We start from the raw sequence: 16,180 nt of genomic DNA, 5'->3' as shown, positions 1-16,180 counted from the left end.
GGACGCGGCTCGCGCGCACTGTGCCCTATCCGGTTGGAGCGCGACAGCCGATCGAATCGCGTTGCCCCGTGCCGGATCCCGAACTGGATACCCGGGCCGTCGTCGTTCAGCTATCCGGCGAACGGCGGGCGAGCCATCACCGTCGGACGGAACCCGTAGCGCGGTCCGGCGCCCATTCGGCCACCATCAGCTCCCGCCAGGGGCATCCCGCCCAGCACGTTGCCCGGCCCTGAGATGTCCGGGGTGGTGATCAGGCGGCTGATCGCCAGTGGCGCAGCGCCGGGAGCCGCGGCCGGGCCTGCGGCGGAGGCCCAGGAGGACGGTACGGAGAGGCCGCCGAGCGGCGCCGCGGTACCCAGAGCCGCCGAGATGGCGCCGCCTCCTCCGCCCAGGCCTCCCCCGATGGCGGGTAGGCTCGCCGCTGCCTTGGCCCCCTCGCTGGCGGCCTTGGCGGCCGGCGCTGCAGCCTTCGACAGCGATAAAAAGTGGGTCGACATGCCGGTAAAGCGATAAAGCATCGCGAGGCTGTTCTGGATCGGACTGGCATATTCCGTCCACAGCCCCACCACCGGATCCTCTGCCAACTCCTCCGAGACCGCTGACACGTAGTTACTCAATGAACCAGGTGAAGCCAGGTTTTGCAGTGCGGAGGGCATGGAGGACAGCAGCTGCGACTGCATCGACTGCGCCCCCGTACCGGCCGATGTGCCAGCGGCTTGGGTGACCGCGGCAGCCTGCATGGCCTCTCCGGCGGGGTTGGTGTTCTGCACCGGCTCGGTGAACGGCGTCACTTGGGCAGTCGGTGCGGTCTGGGCGGCGTAGCCGTACATCGCGGCGGCGTCTTGAGCCCACATTTCACCGTATTGCGCCTCGAGCTGAGTTATCAGCGGGGTGTTTTGTCCGAGGACATTCGTGGACATCGCCTGGGCCAGCTGGGCGCGGTTGGCCGCTATCAGCGGTGGAGGCACCGTGGCGGCGAACGCGGTCTCGTAGGCCCCCGCGGCGGCCCTGGCCGAGATGGCGGCCTGCTCCGCTTGCACGGCGCTGGCGCGCATCCAAGCCAGATAGGGTCGGGCCGCGTCGGCCATTTGCGTGGATGCAGGGCCCATCCACTCTTCGCTGGCCAATTGAGTGATGACCGTCTCGTAGTCGGTGGCTGCCGAATCCAGCTCGGCGGCCAGCATGTTCCAGGCCCATGACGCGGCCATCATCGATGCAGACCCCGGGCCGGAATACATGCGCGCAGAATTGATCTCCGGAGGTAAAGCCCCGTAATCCAGCATTTATCCGTCCCCCCTCAGCTGGACGCGGCGGCGTTGATCGCCTCGGTGGCCTCGTACGAACCGGCACTGCAGCCCAGCATTTTCACAAACATCTCGTGCATCACCGTGGCTTGGGCGCTGACCGTCTGATACATCTGCGCGTGCGTGGCGAAGTGAGCCGCGATCAGCACCGAGACCTCGTCGGTCGCCGCGGGAACCACGCCCGTCGTCGGCGCCGATGCAGCTGCATTCTGTGCGGCCAGCGCCGCACCGATAGCAGTCAAGTTATGGGCTGCGGCGGATAACGCTTGCGGCTGGGTGGTCACGAACGACACGGCGGTTGTCTCCTCGCTGGTTCCGGTTTCGACGGCCTTCGGGGGCCGCCCTTCCGCAAGGTTAAGTAACGTGCGGCCAACAGTACATTCTTAAAGACAACTATTCATTTTTAGCTACCTGTAGTTCACTTTAGTGAACTGTTACGCACACCAAACTACCTATGATCGTCTTCGTGCTCTGGGATCCACTTACACGGAAAATCGCCGCGGGCACAGGGGCTTTCGCGTTCATGACTAGGCCGCCGACCGCGTCGGCTGCGCCGGACCGTGAACGGGCGGAAACATCTGACCGCAGTTTCGGGCCACGCCGGCCCGAATGGGAAAGCGGTCGAGCAGACGAAGGGACCACGTAGTGGATTTCGGGGCACTTCCGCCGGAGGTCAACTCCGGGCGGATGTACGCCGGCGCCGGTTCGGGGCCGATGCTGGCGGCCGCCGCAGCGTGGGACGGTCTGGCCACCGAGCTCTACATCACGGCAGCCTCTTACAGCTCGCTGATCACCGAACTTGCGGGCGCCTGGTCGGGTCCGGCGTCTGCATCGATGGTCAGCGCTTCGGCGCCCTATGCGGCGTGGCTGACCACGACTGCGGCGCAGGCCGAACAGACGGCCGTCCAGGCGAAGGCCGCCGCAGGAGCCTACGAGGTGGCGTTTGCGATGACGATTCCGCCGCCGGTGATCGCGGCCAACCGCGCGCAACTGATGACGCTGATCGCGACGAACTTCTTCGGTCAGAACCTGCCGGCGATTGCGGCTACCGAAGCTCACTATGCAGAAATGTGGGCTCAGGACGCCGCCGCGATGTACGGCTACGCCGCGGCGTCGGCCGACGCTTCAGCGTTGACCACGTTCGCCCAGCCGCCATCCACCACCAATCCTGGGGGGCACGCCGGTCAAGCCGTCGCGGTCGCCCACGCCGCCGACACAGCCGGCACCACCACACAGCCCGTTGCGTCCGTCCTCGGGCTAGCGAATGGCAGGGCGCTTTATGGCCCACTGCTGAACGGATGGCTTGAGTCATCGGAGTCGAAGTCCTGGAAAACCTGGGTATCGCTGTACTCCACCCACAGTTCGATCGCCTATAACCATTTGGGCGACTGGGAGAACATGATGAAGGTCTGGGGAGGTGTGATGCCGGCCGCGGCTGCCGGCAAAGGTGCCGATGCTGCCGGGGTGCTGCCTGGTGTGGCGGGAATCCAGGCGAGCGGCCCAATGTCTTCGGGCGCGTCGTCGGCTGTTTCGGCGGGCCTTGGTAGGGCGGGCACGGTGGGCAACTTGTCAGTCCCGCAGGCTTGGGCCGCAGCGGCTCCAGCGACAAGCGGGGAGACGACGCTGTCGGCCGTGAGCACCGCCGGCGTCGGCCCCGAAGCTACAGGAGCAAGCGTGTTGCGCGGGATACCGCTGACGGGCGCGGGTCGCGGTCAGGGGGGGAAGATCGTCGGGCAACAATACGGGTTTCGCCAAATAGTGATGGCGCGCCCGGTGGTCGGCGGATAGGCCCCCAGATTGCCAACCTGCGCTGATCGGGGCTGCCCAAGCCCGTGGGTGGGCTATTTGCCGGGGGTGAACCAGGCAACCTTGGCCTGCCACGATCGGGCGGATCCGTAGGCGAAGCCAATGGCGCTCAGGCAGGCGCACAACCAGACGGGCAAGACGATGTCGGAGCCCGCCCAGGCGGTACCCATCTGAATTGCGGTAGCCGCCACGCCGAATGCGGCCGAGATCAAGTAGAGGTCGACGGTCGTCGTCGAACGGGGATCCGTCCGCAGTATCAGGAGGAGCCGTCCGGCGTAGCCGAGCAGGTAGATCATCAGGCCGCCCAGTACCAGCCAGTAAGCCGCTAGCCAGACGTCGCTGGCCGGGGCGGCGAAGAAGTCGAGGTGGTGACCTTCGTCGGCGATGATGAACAGCGCCGCCAGCAGCGGAACCGCAAGCCTCAGCGGCCGCGTCACGTATTTGCGCAACAGAGCGCGCTCGTGGGCCTCGTCAACGAGACGGATGAGCCCGTGCCGGATGATGGCCGTCACCGCGAAGATCCAGCAGATGTGGCCGAGGAAATGTTGTACGTTCCACAGCCCGAAGACGCGGTGCAGGGGCGGTCCGAGCACCGCCGCAGCCCAGTGCGACATCAGCACCACCGCGCAGCCGTGCAGTGCGATGTTGCGGGTTGCGCCGGCCTCCCATCGGGAACGCCAGGTGCTGCGCCGGATCCACAGGCTGCACAGGATGGCAGCCAAGGTCGCGATGATAAGTGCGGTTTTGATCATCAATAGAGTCCGGACAGTGCCGCTCAGACGGGCGGACTGTTGGGATCGGGGCGAAGGTCACGCAGTCTGGGCGGGGCGGCCTGGGCTTCCAGGTATTCGGCGACCGAGTCGGGGTCGATCAGCCCGTAGCGGACCTGCAGGTCAACCGGGTTCAACCCCAAATACTTAGCCGCCCTGATCAGGTTGTCCGCGGTGATCAGCCTGCCTTCGCGAGCCGCCTTGTAGTAGGCGGACTTGCGGTAGCCGAATGCTTCGTAGACCTCGGTGGCCGCCAGCGGCCTACCGACCAAATACGGCAGAACCACCGCCGGGTCCTTGGCACTGTCGTCCACAATGATGGACGATAGCGCCGTTCGGCGGACACGGCAAAAGAAAGCGGGATCGTCTCGAACGGCCGTCGCGTACGTGCCCGCGGCGGCCCGCGGTTGATCGAACACCTTTGCAGCAACCGTGCGCCTGCTCCTGATCCGACGGTCCTCAGGTACCACCCCGGGACCTTCCTATCGACACGCGGAGCTGTTTCGTTTGCGCAGCCTCAGGTGCGGCCGCAGCGATCACGACTGACGTGTCCCCTCTCAAAGGAATGGCGGCTCATCGACTTTCGGGCGTAGGCACACCTGCGATCCAATTCGGCTGTCAGGGCGGCAAAGTGCCTGAAGCGGATAAGGTGCCACACATGCCGGACGCAACCAACGTCTCGAAGGTTATCCGCCGATCAATTGCCGTGGCCGTCGCGGGGTTGACCGTCGCCGCGGTGGCTGCCTGCGACAAACACGACGCGCCGGCTCCGGGAGCGAATCCCCGCCAGGTGACCGTCGTCGGTTCGGGGCAGGTTCAGGGCGTCCCGGACACGTTGACCGCCGAGGCCGGCATCGAGTTCACCGCGCCCGACGTCACCGCCGCGATGAACCAGACGAACGAACGGCAGCAGGCGGTGATCGACGCACTGGTCGGCGCGGGCCTGGACCGTGAGGACATCAGCACCACCACGGTCACCCTGGAGCCGCAGTACGGCAATCCCGGTCCCGCCGGCGCCGCGAGCATTACCGGCTATCGCGCCACGAACTCGATCCGGGCCAGGATCCACCCGGCCGACGCGGCGTCCCGAATGCTGGCCGTCATCGTCGGCACCGGCGGCGACGCCACGCGGATCAGCTCGGTCAGCTATTCGATCGCCGACGACTCGCAACTGGTCAAGGACGCCCGGGCGCGGGCGTTCAACGACGCCAAGGCCCGCGCGGACCAGTACGCGCAACTGTCCGGCCTGCGGCTGGGCCGGGTGCTGTCCATTTCGGAGGCGTCCGGCCCCGCGCCGACGGGTGGGCCGCCCGCGCCGCCGCGCGCCATGGCGGCGGTGCCGCTGGAGCCCGGCCAGCAGACCGTGAGCTTCTCGGTGACCGCGGTGTGGGAGCTGAATTGACCGGCGTCTACTCGGCGTACACCCGCGGGTCCAGCATGCCGATGTAGGGCAGATCCCGGTAGCGCTCCTCGTAATCCAGGCCGTAGCCCACGACGAAGTCGTTCGGGATGTCGAAGCCGACGTAGGCGATATCGGCGTTGGCGCGCACGGCGTCGGGCTTGCGCAGCAGCGTGCACACCCGCAGCGAGCGCGGATGGCGGCTCTTCAGGTTGCGCAGCAGCCACGACAGCGTCAGGCCGGAGTCGACGACGTCCTCGACGATCAGCACGTCGCGGTCGTTGATGTCGCGGTCGAGGTCCTTGAGGATGCGCACCACGCCCGACGACGACGTCGAGGATCCGTAGGAGCTGACGGCCATGAACTCGAACTGCGTGGGCACCGGGATCGCGCGGGCCAGATCCGTCACGAAGATCACCGCGCCCTTGAGCACGGTGATCAGCAGCAGGTCCTGACCCGTCTCGGCGGCGCCGCCGCGATAGTGCTCGCCGATCTCCTCGCCGAGTTCGGCGATGCGGGCCTGGATCTGCTCGGCGGTCAGCAGCACCGACTTGATGTCCCCCGGGTACAGCTCCACGGCCACGACCACAGCGTGCCACGCCGCCGGACGAGATCGCTACACGGGCTCCCGCCACAGCGCGAGCACGCCGTCGCGGCGCCCGGCGATCAACCGCTGTCCGCGCAGCGAGGACCCGACCGCGACCCCGCCCTGCCCGCGCCACGTGGTGATCAGCGCGTCCACGCCGCGGATCTGTTTGTCGGTCAACCCGGTCGCGCCCCCGGCCAGTAGCCAGCCGCGGATCACCCGGCGCCGAACGGCGTCCGGCAACGCGGCCAGAGCCGCGGGTCGCAGCCCCGAATCCACCCGCGCCCCGGGCAGCGCCTCCGCGGCGAGCGCATCGATCATGTCGGTGTCCTCGCGCACCGCGGCCGCGGTGCGCGCCAGTGCCTCGGCCACCCCGCCGCCCAGCACGTCCTCGAGCAGCGGCAGCACCTCCAGGCGCAGCCGGGTCCGGGTGAACCGGCGGTCGCTGTTGTGTGGGTCCTGCCACGGCGTCAGGCCGAGCTCCGTACACGCCGCGTGGGTCACCGACCGCCGCATCCCGAGCAGCGGGCGGCACCACGGCGGGTCGTGCGGGCGCATCCCGGCGATCGAACGGGCCCCGGAGCCGCGGCCCAGGCCCAGCAACACAGTCTCCGCCTGGTCGTCGAGCGTGTGCGCCAACAGCACCGGGTCGCCGCGCCGCGCCTCCTGAAGCGCGGCATACCGCGCGGTGCGCGCGGCCGCTTCCGGGCCGCCGCCGGCGCCCACCTGCACGCAAAGCACTTGGGAGTCAACGCATCCCAGCATCAGCGCCTGCGTCCGGGCGGTCTCGGCGACGATGGCCGATTCGGCCTGCAGGCCGTGGTCGACGATCAGCGCCGCGGTGGGACGGAGCGCGGCCGCGACCGCCGTGAGCGCCAGCGAGTCGGGGCCGCCGGAAAGTGCCACGCACCAACGCTTTTCGGAAGCAAGGTGGGTGCGGGAGAACGCCTCGACAGCCGCGCGCAACCGCCCTACAGGACCCTGTCGATCCATCGCTGGGGGTCTTCGATTTCGGCGGGCAGCGGCAGCGTTTCGGGGCCCCTCCACACGGTGTTGAAGCGCGCCATCCCCACCTTGTCCACCACGTGGTCGACGAACGCCTTCCCCCGGGTGTACTGGCTGAGCTTGGCGTCGAGCCCCAACAGCGCGCGCAGCAGGCGCTGCAGCGGCGGTTGCTTGCGGTGGCGACGCTCGTCGAATCGGCGCCGGATGGTGGCCACCGACGGCACCACCACCGGGCCGACGGCATCCATCACGTGATCGGCGTGGCCCTCCAGCAGCGTGCCCAGCACCAGCAACTGGTCGAGGGCGTCGCGCTGCGGCTCGGATTGCACGGCGCGCACCAGCCCGAGGATGCCCGAGGCGTTGGCATCGGTCGCGCCGTTGCCGCGGCTGCGGACGAACTCGGCGAGCCGGCCGGCCACCTGGCCGAGGTCTTCCCCGACGTCCTGGGTCAGCGTCCCCAACGCCTGCGACATGTGATCGGCCAGCCACGGGTTGGCGGTGAACTGCACGCGATGGGTCACCTCGTGCAGGCACACCCACAACCGGAAGTCGGAGGGCTCGACCCGAAGCTGGCGCTCGACGGCGATCACGTTGGGATACACCAGGAGCAGGCTCCCCTCTTCGGGGTCCCGGCCGCGGCCGGCGAACGGGTCGTACTGGCCGAGGATCCCCGACGACACGAACGCGAGCACGGCGCCCGTCTGCGCGCCGGTGAGCCGGCCGGTGAGAAAGCCGTGCGGCTTTTCGCTTCCGTTGGTCATCACCCGCATCGACTCGGCCGCCGCGCCGATCCACTGCGCGCGGTCGACGATGCGGGCGGGCGGCACGTGGCCCTTCTCGAAGTCGTCGGTCACCAGACCCGTGACGTCGCGCACCGGCGGTTCGGCCTTGGCGGCCGCCACAGCCAGCTCGTCGATCGCCTGGCGGCGGGTGTAGTCGCTGGCCGCGGGACCCGGCCGGGCCAGCCGCTGCCCGACGGTCGCGGCGAAGCGCCAGTCGACGGCGGTACCGAGGGTCAGGCTCGACGAGGGACTCATGCGCACCCGCAGAACCAGAGCTTGGTGGCCAGGGCGTCCATCGCGTTGCGGCCGTTGGGGCCCGCCGCGTTGGACAGGAAGGCGAACGTGAGCACCCGGCCGCTACGGTCGGTGAGCACCCCGACCAGCGAGTTGACGTCGGTCAGCGAGCCGGTCTTGGCGCGCAGCCAGCCGGCCGGGCCCCGGTCGGTGGCCGGGTCGAGGAAGCGCTCGCCCAGCGTGCCGCTGCCGCCCGCGATGGGCAGCAGGTCCAGCAGCGCCCGCAGTGCCGGCTGGTCGGGCCCGGCGGCCGCCTGCACCACGCCGTCGAGCGTCTTGGCAGTCAACTTGTCGTCGATCGACAGGCCGCTGGAATCCTGCAGGGCCGCGCCGGCGGTGTCGACGTGCGCGGTGCTCAGGCGGTTGGTCACCGCGTCGACCGCCCCGGCGAAGCTGCCCGGCCGGTTGATCGCGGCCGCGACCTCGCGGCCGATGCATTCGGCCATCACGTTGTCGGAGTGCTCCATCATCTCCGACAGCCGCTGGACCAGCGGCGCGGACTGAACGACGGCCAGCTGCCGCGCCCCGGACGGCGCCGTGGCGACGGTGACGGCGTTGGGATCCAGGCCGAGCCCCTTGGCCAGCTCACGGCCGGCGTCCAGCGCCGGAGTCTTGGACCGCCGCGAGTTAACCGTCGTCGGCTGGATGCGGCCGGCGTCGACCATCACCGACTCGATCGGCGCGATGTCGCCGTTGTCGACGTCGGCGGGGTCCCAGCCCTGCGCCATCGTCGGCCCACTGAACGCCGAGGTGTCCACCTGCACCGCGGTCGGGGTCACGCCGCTGCGGCGAACCTGCTCGACCAGGTCGCTGATGCGCGCGGAGCCCCGGTACCAGGTGTCGACTCCCGGTGGCGCCGCCGACAGCACGGGGTCCCCGGCGCCCACCAGCACGATCGGTCCCTGCGCGTTCGGGCTGCCCGCGACCACCCGGGTGCTGATCCGGGCCTGCCGGTCCAACGTCAGCAACGCCGCGGCGGCGGTCAGCACCTTGTTCGTCGACGCCGGCACCAGCGGCAGGTCGTCGGCGACCTGCCACAGCTCCTTGCCGGTGATCGCGTCGCTGATCCGGCCGCCCAGCCGGCCCAGGTTGGGATCGGCCGCCACGGACGCGAGCGCGGCGGCGACCCCACCGGGGCTCGGCGTCTCGGCGGTGTCGGCGGCGGGGACCATCCCCGGCTTGACCGTCGGTGGGCGCGGCGGCGGCACGGGGGCGTGCGCGGCCCCGGCGCCGTGCCCGCCCGTCGTGAAAAACGTTGCCGCCGCCACCACCGCGGCGACGAACGCCAGCACGGCCAACCCGATGAGCACCTGGGTGGATTTCCGCCAGCGAGTCGGACCCATCACCCTCCTGACTGTTTGGACCCATTCTGCCGAATCGGCCCCGATGCGCTCGACTAGGGTGATGCCCGGCGTTACCGACCTACCAAGACCCACCCTCGTGAAGGAGCCGGCGCGGTGCAATTCGACGTGACGATCGAAATTCCGAAAGGCCAACGCAACAAGTACGAGGTCGATCACGAGACCGGACGGGTGCGGCTGGATCGGTACCTCTATACCTCGATGGCCTACCCCACCGACTACGGCTTCATCGAGGACACCCTCGGCGAGGACGGCGACCCGCTCGACGCGATGGTGCTGCTGCCGCAGCCGCTGTTTCCCGGCGTGCTGGTCGAGGCGCGCCCGGTGGGGATGTTCCGGATGGTCGACGAGGCCGGCGGAGACGACAAGGTGCTGTGCGTGCCGGCCGGCGACCATCGCTGGGACCACATCCAGGACATCGGCGACGTCCCGGAATTCGAACTCGACGTGATCAAGCACTTCTTCTCGCAGTACAAGGCCCTGGAGCCGGGCAAGTTCGTCAAGACGGCCGACTGGGTCGACCGCGCGCAGGCCGAGGCCGAGGTGCAGCGTTCGGTGGAGCGGTTCAAGGCGTCATCCCATTAGGGGCCATTAAGGGCCATTAAGGGCCACGGCGCCGGCTTTGCGCCGGTTGCGCACCACGCTGTGGGCCAGCGCCGCCGCGATGACGACCACGCCCACCGACGCGGTGAACGCCTCGGGCACTTCGAGCCGCGGCTCGACGGACACCAACATGATCACGGCCAGCGCGCCGATCGCCCAGTGCGCGCCGTGTTCGAGGTACACGTAGCGGTCCAGCGTCTCCTGCCGGACGAGGTAGATGGTGATCGACCGCACGAACATCGAGCCCACCAGGCCCAGACCCAGCGCGATGACGATCGGGTCCGAGGTGATCGCGAAGGCCCCGGTGACCCCGTCGAAAGAGAAGGCGGCGTCGAGCACCTCGAGGTAAAAGAACAGGGTCAGGCCGGCCTTCCCGACCGCCTCGCCCGCGCTCGCCGCGTCCAGGCCCGACGGCCGAAACGCCCGGCTCAGACCGTTGACGAGCAGATAGGCGATCAGGCCAAGCAGCCCGGCGACCAGCACGGTGGCACGCTCGCCGCCGGAGTGCGTCAGCTGTGTCCCGACGAGGACCAACGCGATCCCGGCGACCACCACCGACACCTGACCGAGCCGCCCGACGCGCGCGAACGGGACTTCAATCCACTTGAGCCACTTGATGTCTCGGTCATGGAACACAAAATCCAAGAACAGCATCAACAGGAACATCCCGCCGAAGGCCGCGATCTGCGGGTGCGCGGCGGTGATCAGCTTCTCGTAGCTCGGCGAGCCGTCGGGGAATTCCAGCGCGCCATGCGCAGGCGGGTTGAGTGCCAGCTCCATCGCGCGCAGCGGGTCGAGGCCCGCGGTCACCCACACGATGAGTAGCGGGAACACCAACCGCATGCCGAACACCGCGACGAGGATCCCGACCGTCAGGAACATCTGCCGCCAAAACCTGCTCATCTGCTTGAGGATCGTGGCGTTGATGATCGCGTTGTCGAACGACAGCGACACCTCGAGGACGGCCAGCGCCACCAGTAGGAAAAGGGCGTTGAGGCCGCCGTGGAGATATCCGGCCGCGAGGGCCGCCGCGGTGAAAAGCAGCGAGATCCCGAAGATGCGGAACGCGGCCATGAGTCCTTCCTGACAGCCGCACACGATAGCGAAGCCGGGGAACGCCCGGCACGCCCGGTATTTTCGTCTTGTGGCGATGCCCGAAGTCGGCGGTACCCAAGCCTCCGTCGGCGCGGTGTCTTCTGCGGGGCCCGTTACCCGAGCCAGCGTCGTCCGCGTCGGCGCCGCGACCGCGCTGACCGCCCTGTGCGGGTACGCGGTGATCTATCTGGCGGCCCGTGACCTGGCCCCGCGCGGCTTTTCCGTCTTCGGGGTGTTCTGGGGCGCGTTCGGGCTGGTGACCGGCGCCGCCAATGGCCTGCTGCAGGAAACCACCCGGGAGGTCCGCTCGGCGCAGTACCTGGACGTGGCCCCGGTCCGGCGGACCCATCCGCTGCGGGTCGCCGCGCTGATGGGCGTGGTCGCGGCGGTCGCGATCGCCGCCAGCTCGCCGCTGTGGGGCGGGCGGGTGTTCGTCGAGGCGCGCTGGCTGTCGGTGGCGCTGCTGTCCGTCGGCCTGGCGGGGTTCTGCGTGCACGCCACCCTGCTGGGCACGCTGGCGGGCACCAATCACTGGACCCAGTACGGATCGCTGATGGTGACCGACGCCGTCATCCGGGTGGCGGTGGCGGCCGCCACGTTCGTGATCGGCTGGGACCTGACGGGGTTCTTGTGGGCGACGGTGGCGGGCGCGACGGCCTGGCTGATCATGCTGGCCGCCTCGCCGGCGTCGCGCGCGGCGGCCCGGCTGCTCACGCCGGTCGGCGCCCGGACCTTCCTGCGCGGCGCCGCGCACTCCATCACGGCGGCCGGCGCCAGCGCGATCCTGGTGATGGGGTTTCCGGTGCTGCTGAAGCTGACCAGCACCGAGCTGGGGGCCCGGGGCGGCGTGATCATCCTGGCCGTGACGTTGACGCGCGCGCCGCTGCTGGTGCCGCTGACCGCCATGCAGGGCAACCTCATCGCGCATTTCGTCGACGAGCGCAGCGACCGGCTCAGGGCCCTGGTCGCGCCGGCGGCGCTGATCGGCGGCATCGGCGCGGTCGGCGTGCTGGCCGCCGGCGTCGTCGGGCCGTGGCTGCTGCGCGGCGCGTTCGGGCCGCAGTACCAGGCCAGCAGCGCGCTGCTCGCGTGGCTGACGGCGGCAGCCGTCGCGATCGCGATGCTGACGCTGACCGGCGCCGCCGCGGTGGCCGCCGCATTGCATCGCGCCTACGCGCTGGGCTGGGTCGGCGCGACGCTGGCGTCGGGCCTGTTGCTGCTGCTGCCGCTTGCGCTGGAGACCCGCACCGTCATCGGGCTGCTGTGTGGCCCGCTGGTGGGCATCGGGGTTCATCTGGCGGCGCTGGCGCGTGCCGGGCGCCCAACCGGCTGATCGTGGCTACCCTGGTGGGCTTAGATGGTTACTGAATCGCACTACCCCGGCGTCTGGATCGTCGTTCCCGCATTCAACGAAGCCGCCGTCATCGGCGAGGTGGTCGGCGAGCTGCGCGCGGTCTTCGACCACGTCGTGTGCGTGGACGACGGCAGCAGCGACGGCACCGGCGAGATCGCGCGGCGGGCCGGGGCCCATCTGGTGCGCCACCCCATCAACCTCGGTCAGGGCGCGGCGATCCAGACGGGCGTCGAGTACGCCCGCAAGCAGCCCGGGGCACGGGTTTTCGCCACCTTCGACGCCGACGGCCAGCACCGCGTCAAGGACGTGGCCGCCATGGTCGACCGGCTCGGCGCGGGCGACGTCGACGTGGTGATCGGGACGAGGTTCGGGGGGGCCCAGACCACGCTGGCCGGCCGGCCGCCGTTCGTCAAGCGCGTGGTGCTCCGGACCGCGGCGCGGCTGAGCCGGCGCGGTCGCCGACTTGGCTTGACCGACACCAACAATGGCCTGCGGGTGTTCAACAAGAAAGTCGCCGACGCGCTGAACATCACCATGAGCGGGATGAGCCACGCCAACGAGATCATCATGCTGATCGCCGAAAACCGTTGGCGCGTCACGGAACAACCGGTCGAGGTGCTCTACACCGACTACTCGAAGTCGAAGGGGCAGCCGCTGCTCAACGGCGTCAACATCATCTTCGACGGGTTCCTGCGAGGGAGGACACGATGAACTGGATCCAGGTGCTGCTGATCGGGTCGATCGTCGCGCTGCTGGTGTATCTGCTGCGGTCGCGCAGGAACGCGCGGTCGCGGGCGTGGGTCAAGGTCGGCTACATTCTGTTCGTGCTCGGCGGCGTCTATGCCGTGCTGCGGCCCGACGACACCACGGTGGTCGCGCAGTGGTTCGGCGTGCGCCGGGGCACCGACTTGATGCTCTACGCGCTGATCATGGCGTTCAGCTTCACCACGCTGAGCACCTACATGCGGTTCAAGGATCTGGAGTTGCGCTACGCGCGGCTGGCCCGCGCGGTGGCGCTGGACTCCGCGCGGGAGCCCTCGACCAACGTGTAGCGCACGTTCACCCGGTGTGGGTGCCGCGGAAGTAATCCACCGTGCGGCGCACGCCGTCGTCGAGCTGAACGCGCGGGCGCCAGCCCAAAACCTCTGCGGCCAAACCGATGTCGAGGCATGATCGCCTCAGGTCGCCCAGGCGGTCCGGGTGATATTCCGGGTCGTCGGGCCCCCCGACGGCCGCGGCCACCGCCGAATGCAGTTGGCGGTCCGAGGTTTCCATGCCGGTGCCGACGTTGAACCGCTGCCCGCCGCCCGCGTCCCCGGCGGCCTTGACGAAGGCGTCCACCACGTCGTCGACGTAGACGTAGTCGCGGGTCTTGCCGCCGTCGCCGAACACCTTGGTGGGCTTACCCGAGAGCAGCGCCTGGGCGAAGATCGCCACCACGCCGGCCTCGCCGTGCGGGTCCTGGCGCGGGCCGTAGACGTTGGCCGGCGCGATGTGCGAGCAGTCCAGGCCGTAGAGGTGGCGGAAGGTGTTGAGGTAGATCTCGCCGGCCACCTTGCCGGCGGCGTAGGGCGAGGCGGGATCGGTGGGCACCGACTCCGGGGTCGGGTACACCGGCGGCGTGCCGTAGATGGATCCCCCCGACGACGTGTGCACGACCTTGCGCACCCCGGTCAGCCGCGCCGCCTCGGCCAGCCGCACCGTGCCGATGACGTTGACCGAGGCGTCGAACTGGGGGTCGGCCACCGACTGGCGCACGTCGATCTGCGCGGCCAGGTGGAACACCACTTCCGGGCGGTGCTCGTCGAGGATCGCGTGCAGGTCGGAGGTCACGATGTCGGCCTCGACGAAGACGTGCGCCGGGTTGCCGGCCAGGTGCTCGAGGTTGGTCGCGCGGCCCGTCGCGAAATTGTCCAGGCCCACCACCGTGTGACCGTCGGCCAGCAGACGGTCGACTAGCGTCGAGCCGATGAATCCGGCTGCCCCGGTGACCAGTGCGCGCACCGGCCCACCATACAGAGTGTCCGTGGCAGCCGCCGCGCTCATCACGGTGCAGCTGGCGGTCCGCGCGGTGCTGGCGTTCGGCGGCTACTTCTACTGGGACGACCTGATTCTCGTCGGCAAAGCGGGCACCGAGGGGCTGCTGTCGCCGTCGTACCTGTTCGACGACCACGACGGCCACGTGATGCCGGCCGCCTTCCTGCTCGCCGGCGCCATCACCCGGCTGGCGCCGCTGGACTGGACGTGGCCGGCGATCAGCCTGGTGGTGCTGCAACTGCTGGCGTCGCTGGCCCTGCTGCGCGCGCTGCACGTCATCCTCGGCTGGCGCTGGGCGCTGCTGATCCCGCTGACGTTCGCGCTGTTCACCCCGCTGGCCGTGCCCGGCTTCGCGTGGTGGGCGGCGGCGCTGAACTCGCTGCCCATGCTGGCGGCGCTGGCGTGGGTGTGCGGCGACGCCGTGCTGTTGGTGCGCACCGGCAACCGGCGCCACGCCCTGAGCGCCGTGCTGGTCTACCTCGGCGGGCTGCTGTTCTTCGAGAAGGCCGCCGTCATCCCGTTCGTCGCCTTCGCGGTGGCCGCGCTTCTGTGTCGCGTGCAGGCGGTTCACGTGCGCGGTGACGGGTCGGGGCTGCGAACGGCGTGGCACGCCGGGCGGTCGCTGTGGATCGCGTCGCTGGCGCTGACCGCGGCCTGGGTGGCGCTCTACCTGGGGGTGGTCAACCAGAAGCGGTGGAGTTCCGATGTGGCGATGACGGCCGAGCTGCTGTGGCGGTCGATCACCCACGGCATCGTGCCGGGGCTGGCCGGCGGGCCGTGGCACTGGGACCGGTGGGCACCGGCGTCGCCGTGGGCCACGCCCCCGCCGACGGTGATGGCGCTGGGCTGGCTGGTGCTGGCCGGGGTGTTCGCGCTGTCGCTGGCGCGCAAGCAACGCATCGGGGCGGTGTGGCTGGCCGCGGCCGGCTACACCGTCGCGTGCCAGGTGCCGATCTATCTGATGCGCTCGTCGAAGCAGACCGCCCTCGAGCTCGCCCAGACGCTGCGGTATCTGCCGGATCTCGCCGTCGTCCTGGCGCTGCTGGCCGCCGTCGCGTTGTGCGCCCCCAATCGGCCGGACCCGCCGCGGTGGCTGGACGCGTCGCCGAAGCGCTTCGTGGTGACCGCGGTGTTGGCGGCGGCCTTCCTGGCGAGCAGCCTGTATTCGACGGCGACGTTTTTGACCAGCTGGCGCGACAACCCCGCCCAGCCCTACCTGCGCAACGCGCGCGCGAGTCTGGCTGCGGCGCACGCCTCCTCGGACGCGCCGCTGCTCGACCAGGAGGTCGACCCGCTGGTGCTGCAGCGGGTGGCCGCGCCGCAGAACCTGGCCAGCCACATGTTCGCGTTGCTGCGCGACAGGCCCGAATTCACTTCGGCGACACCGCGATTGCGCATGCTGGACAGCTCGGGGCGGCTGATCCCAGCCCGGGTGAGCTGGATCCGGACCATCGTGGCGGGCCCGATGCCACGGTGCGGCTATTTCGCGCAGCCGGACAAGCCGGCGCGGCTGGTCCTCGACGGCCCGCTGCTGCCCGCGGATTGGACCGTCGAGCTCAATTACCTGGCCAACAGCGAGGGTTCGATGACGCTGTCGCTTTCGGAGGGCCCCGACGTCAAGGTCCCGGTGCATCCCGGCCTCAACCGGGTCTTCGCGCGGCTGCCCGGCGCCGGGGACGCGATCACCGTGCGGGCCAACACCGCCGCACTGTCGTTGTGCCTGGCGTCGGGGCCGGTGGGGTTCGTCGCGCCGGCGTGACGGCCCCGCGCAACAGTGAAAACCA

Annotated in this window: 17 protein-coding genes; 7 read left to right on the top strand and 10 right to left on the bottom strand. The window is 69.7% G+C overall.

Annotated elements, in window-relative coordinates; translation table 11 throughout:
* Positions 1 to 110 precede the first annotated feature (110 nt).
* Both AC5Y43_RS20995 and AC5Y43_RS20990 read right to left on the bottom strand, forming a co-directional pair.
* Positions 111 to 1,283, bottom strand: a complete 1,173-nt coding sequence (locus AC5Y43_RS20995) for a PPE family protein (RefSeq protein ID WP_499975598.1) — start codon at positions 1,281 to 1,283, stop codon at positions 111 to 113.
* A gap of 14 nt (positions 1,284 to 1,297) precedes the next feature.
* Positions 1,298 to 1,597 carry a PE family protein gene (locus tag AC5Y43_RS20990; protein ID WP_499975597.1) on the bottom strand — a complete coding sequence of 100 codons (300 nt, stop codon included), beginning with the start codon at positions 1,595 to 1,597 and terminating at the stop codon, positions 1,298 to 1,300.
* Between the two features lie 352 nt (positions 1,598 to 1,949).
* On the opposite strand from AC5Y43_RS20990, the gene AC5Y43_RS20985 reads away from it, so the two are divergent.
* Positions 1,950 to 3,092, top strand: a complete 1,143-nt coding sequence (locus AC5Y43_RS20985) for a PPE family protein (RefSeq protein WP_499975595.1) — start codon at positions 1,950 to 1,952, stop codon at positions 3,090 to 3,092.
* A 53-nt stretch (positions 3,093 to 3,145) separates the two neighbouring features.
* On the opposite strand, the gene AC5Y43_RS20980 is transcribed toward AC5Y43_RS20985, so the two are convergent.
* A complete protein-coding gene (locus AC5Y43_RS20980; protein ID WP_499975593.1) occupies positions 3,146 to 3,862 on the bottom strand; it encodes a hypothetical protein in 717 nt (238 codons plus the stop codon).
* 23 nt (positions 3,863 to 3,885) lie between these two features.
* Complete coding sequence (locus AC5Y43_RS20975; RefSeq protein ID WP_499975592.1) at positions 3,886 to 4,194, bottom strand: hypothetical protein; 309 nt, start codon at positions 4,192 to 4,194, stop codon at positions 3,886 to 3,888.
* A 344-nt stretch (positions 4,195 to 4,538) separates the two neighbouring features.
* On the opposite strand from AC5Y43_RS20975, the gene AC5Y43_RS20970 reads away from it, so the two are divergent.
* A complete protein-coding gene (locus AC5Y43_RS20970; RefSeq protein ID WP_499975591.1) occupies positions 4,539 to 5,282 on the top strand; it encodes an SIMPL domain-containing protein in 744 nt (247 codons plus the stop codon).
* A 7-nt stretch (positions 5,283 to 5,289) separates the two neighbouring features.
* Here AC5Y43_RS20970 and hpt read toward each other — a convergent pair whose 3' ends face one another.
* Genes hpt through dacB form a run of 4 tightly spaced genes read right to left on the bottom strand, consistent with a single transcriptional unit; the run spans position 5,290 to position 9,289 of the window.
* Positions 5,290 to 5,868, bottom strand: coding sequence for a hypoxanthine phosphoribosyltransferase (hpt, locus tag AC5Y43_RS20965; protein WP_499975589.1), 579 nt, complete (start codon positions 5,866 to 5,868; stop codon positions 5,290 to 5,292).
* A gap of 27 nt (positions 5,869 to 5,895) precedes the next feature.
* Positions 5,896 to 6,858 (bottom strand): tRNA lysidine(34) synthetase TilS, encoded by a 963-nt coding sequence (gene tilS, locus AC5Y43_RS20960; RefSeq protein WP_499975588.1) that lies wholly within the window; start codon positions 6,856 to 6,858, stop codon positions 5,896 to 5,898.
* Positions 6,837 to 7,907, bottom strand: coding sequence for a zinc-dependent metalloprotease (locus AC5Y43_RS20955; RefSeq protein ID WP_499975585.1), 1,071 nt, complete (start codon positions 7,905 to 7,907; stop codon positions 6,837 to 6,839). The genes tilS and AC5Y43_RS20955 overlap by 22 nt, the downstream gene beginning before the upstream one ends.
* The gene (gene dacB, locus AC5Y43_RS20950; protein WP_499975685.1) at positions 7,904 to 9,289 is read right to left on the bottom strand and encodes a D-alanyl-D-alanine carboxypeptidase/D-alanyl-D-alanine endopeptidase; all 1,386 of its coding nucleotides are present in this window, start codon (positions 9,287 to 9,289) and stop codon (positions 7,904 to 7,906) included. Before dacB ends, AC5Y43_RS20955 begins: the two co-directional genes overlap by 4 nt.
* A 114-nt stretch (positions 9,290 to 9,403) precedes the next feature.
* Here dacB and AC5Y43_RS20945 point away from each other — a divergent pair, with 114 nt between their 5' ends.
* On the top strand, positions 9,404 to 9,892 hold the full coding sequence (locus AC5Y43_RS20945) for an inorganic diphosphatase (protein WP_499975583.1): 489 nt from the start codon (positions 9,404 to 9,406) through the stop codon (positions 9,890 to 9,892).
* 6 nt (positions 9,893 to 9,898) lie between these two features.
* Here the strand turns inward: AC5Y43_RS20945 and AC5Y43_RS20940 are convergent, their stop codons facing one another.
* Positions 9,899 to 10,984, bottom strand: a complete 1,086-nt coding sequence (locus tag AC5Y43_RS20940; protein WP_499975582.1) for a DUF475 domain-containing protein — start codon at positions 10,982 to 10,984, stop codon at positions 9,899 to 9,901.
* A gap of 76 nt (positions 10,985 to 11,060) precedes the next feature.
* On the opposite strand from AC5Y43_RS20940, the gene AC5Y43_RS20935 reads away from it, so the two are divergent.
* From AC5Y43_RS20935 to AC5Y43_RS20925, 3 genes are read left to right on the top strand one after another with little or no spacing between them, the layout of a single operon-like run.
* Positions 11,061 to 12,338, top strand: a complete 1,278-nt coding sequence (locus AC5Y43_RS20935; RefSeq protein WP_499975683.1) for a hypothetical protein — start codon at positions 11,061 to 11,063, stop codon at positions 12,336 to 12,338.
* A gap of 24 nt (positions 12,339 to 12,362) precedes the next feature.
* Positions 12,363 to 13,070, top strand: coding sequence for a polyprenyl-phospho-N-acetylgalactosaminyl synthase PpgS (ppgS, locus tag AC5Y43_RS20930; RefSeq protein WP_499975579.1), 708 nt, complete (start codon positions 12,363 to 12,365; stop codon positions 13,068 to 13,070).
* Positions 13,067 to 13,411 carry a DUF2304 domain-containing protein gene (locus tag AC5Y43_RS20925; RefSeq protein ID WP_499975577.1) on the top strand — a complete coding sequence of 115 codons (345 nt, stop codon included), beginning with the start codon at positions 13,067 to 13,069 and terminating at the stop codon, positions 13,409 to 13,411. Before ppgS ends, AC5Y43_RS20925 begins: the two co-directional genes overlap by 4 nt.
* 7 nt (positions 13,412 to 13,418) lie before the next feature.
* Here the strand turns inward: AC5Y43_RS20925 and AC5Y43_RS20920 are convergent, their stop codons facing one another.
* Positions 13,419 to 14,363: an NAD-dependent epimerase/dehydratase family protein gene (locus AC5Y43_RS20920; protein ID WP_499975575.1), complete on the bottom strand. Its 945-nt coding sequence runs from the start codon at positions 14,361 to 14,363 to the stop codon at positions 13,419 to 13,421.
* Here AC5Y43_RS20920 and AC5Y43_RS20915 point away from each other — a divergent pair.
* Positions 14,329 to 16,155 (top strand): hypothetical protein, encoded by a 1,827-nt coding sequence (locus AC5Y43_RS20915; RefSeq protein ID WP_499975573.1) that lies wholly within the window; start codon positions 14,329 to 14,331, stop codon positions 16,153 to 16,155. The two genes, AC5Y43_RS20920 and AC5Y43_RS20915, sit on opposite strands and share 35 nt — an antisense overlap.
* Positions 16,156 to 16,180: the final 25 nt, after the last annotated feature.

The sequence above is a fragment of the Mycobacterium sp. NGS57 genome (genome assembly GCF_059812405.1).
The sequence above is the reverse complement of the archived record's forward strand: the minus strand, read 5'-3'. Positions and strand labels throughout refer to the sequence as shown.

What these genes read in the sequence shown, in the direction of transcription:
- AC5Y43_RS20995 (WP_499975598.1), bottom strand. Translation starts at nt 1,283, where the DNA reads ATGCTGGATTACGGGGCTTTACCTCCGGAGATCAATTCTGCGCGCATG.
- AC5Y43_RS20980 (WP_499975593.1), bottom strand. Translation starts at nt 3,862, where the DNA reads ATGATCAAAACCGCACTTATCATCGCGACCTTGGCTGCCATCCTGTGC.
- AC5Y43_RS20970 (WP_499975591.1), top strand. Translation starts at nt 4,539, where the DNA reads ATGCCGGACGCAACCAACGTCTCGAAGGTTATCCGCCGATCAATTGCC.
- tilS (WP_499975588.1), bottom strand. Translation starts at nt 6,858, where the DNA reads ATGGATCGACAGGGTCCTGTAGGGCGGTTGCGCGCGGCTGTCGAGGCG.
- AC5Y43_RS20955 (WP_499975585.1), bottom strand. Translation starts at nt 7,907, where the DNA reads ATGAGTCCCTCGTCGAGCCTGACCCTCGGTACCGCCGTCGACTGGCGC.
- dacB (WP_499975685.1), bottom strand. Translation starts at nt 9,289, where the DNA reads ATGGGTCCGACTCGCTGGCGGAAATCCACCCAGGTGCTCATCGGGTTG.
- AC5Y43_RS20940 (WP_499975582.1), bottom strand. Translation starts at nt 10,984, where the DNA reads ATGGCCGCGTTCCGCATCTTCGGGATCTCGCTGCTTTTCACCGCGGCG.
- AC5Y43_RS20935 (WP_499975683.1), top strand. Translation starts at nt 11,061, where the DNA reads ATGCCCGAAGTCGGCGGTACCCAAGCCTCCGTCGGCGCGGTGTCTTCT.
- ppgS (WP_499975579.1), top strand. Translation starts at nt 12,363, where the DNA reads ATGGTTACTGAATCGCACTACCCCGGCGTCTGGATCGTCGTTCCCGCA.
- AC5Y43_RS20925 (WP_499975577.1), top strand. Translation starts at nt 13,067, where the DNA reads ATGAACTGGATCCAGGTGCTGCTGATCGGGTCGATCGTCGCGCTGCTG.
- AC5Y43_RS20915 (WP_499975573.1), top strand. Translation starts at nt 14,329, where the DNA reads ATGAATCCGGCTGCCCCGGTGACCAGTGCGCGCACCGGCCCACCATAC.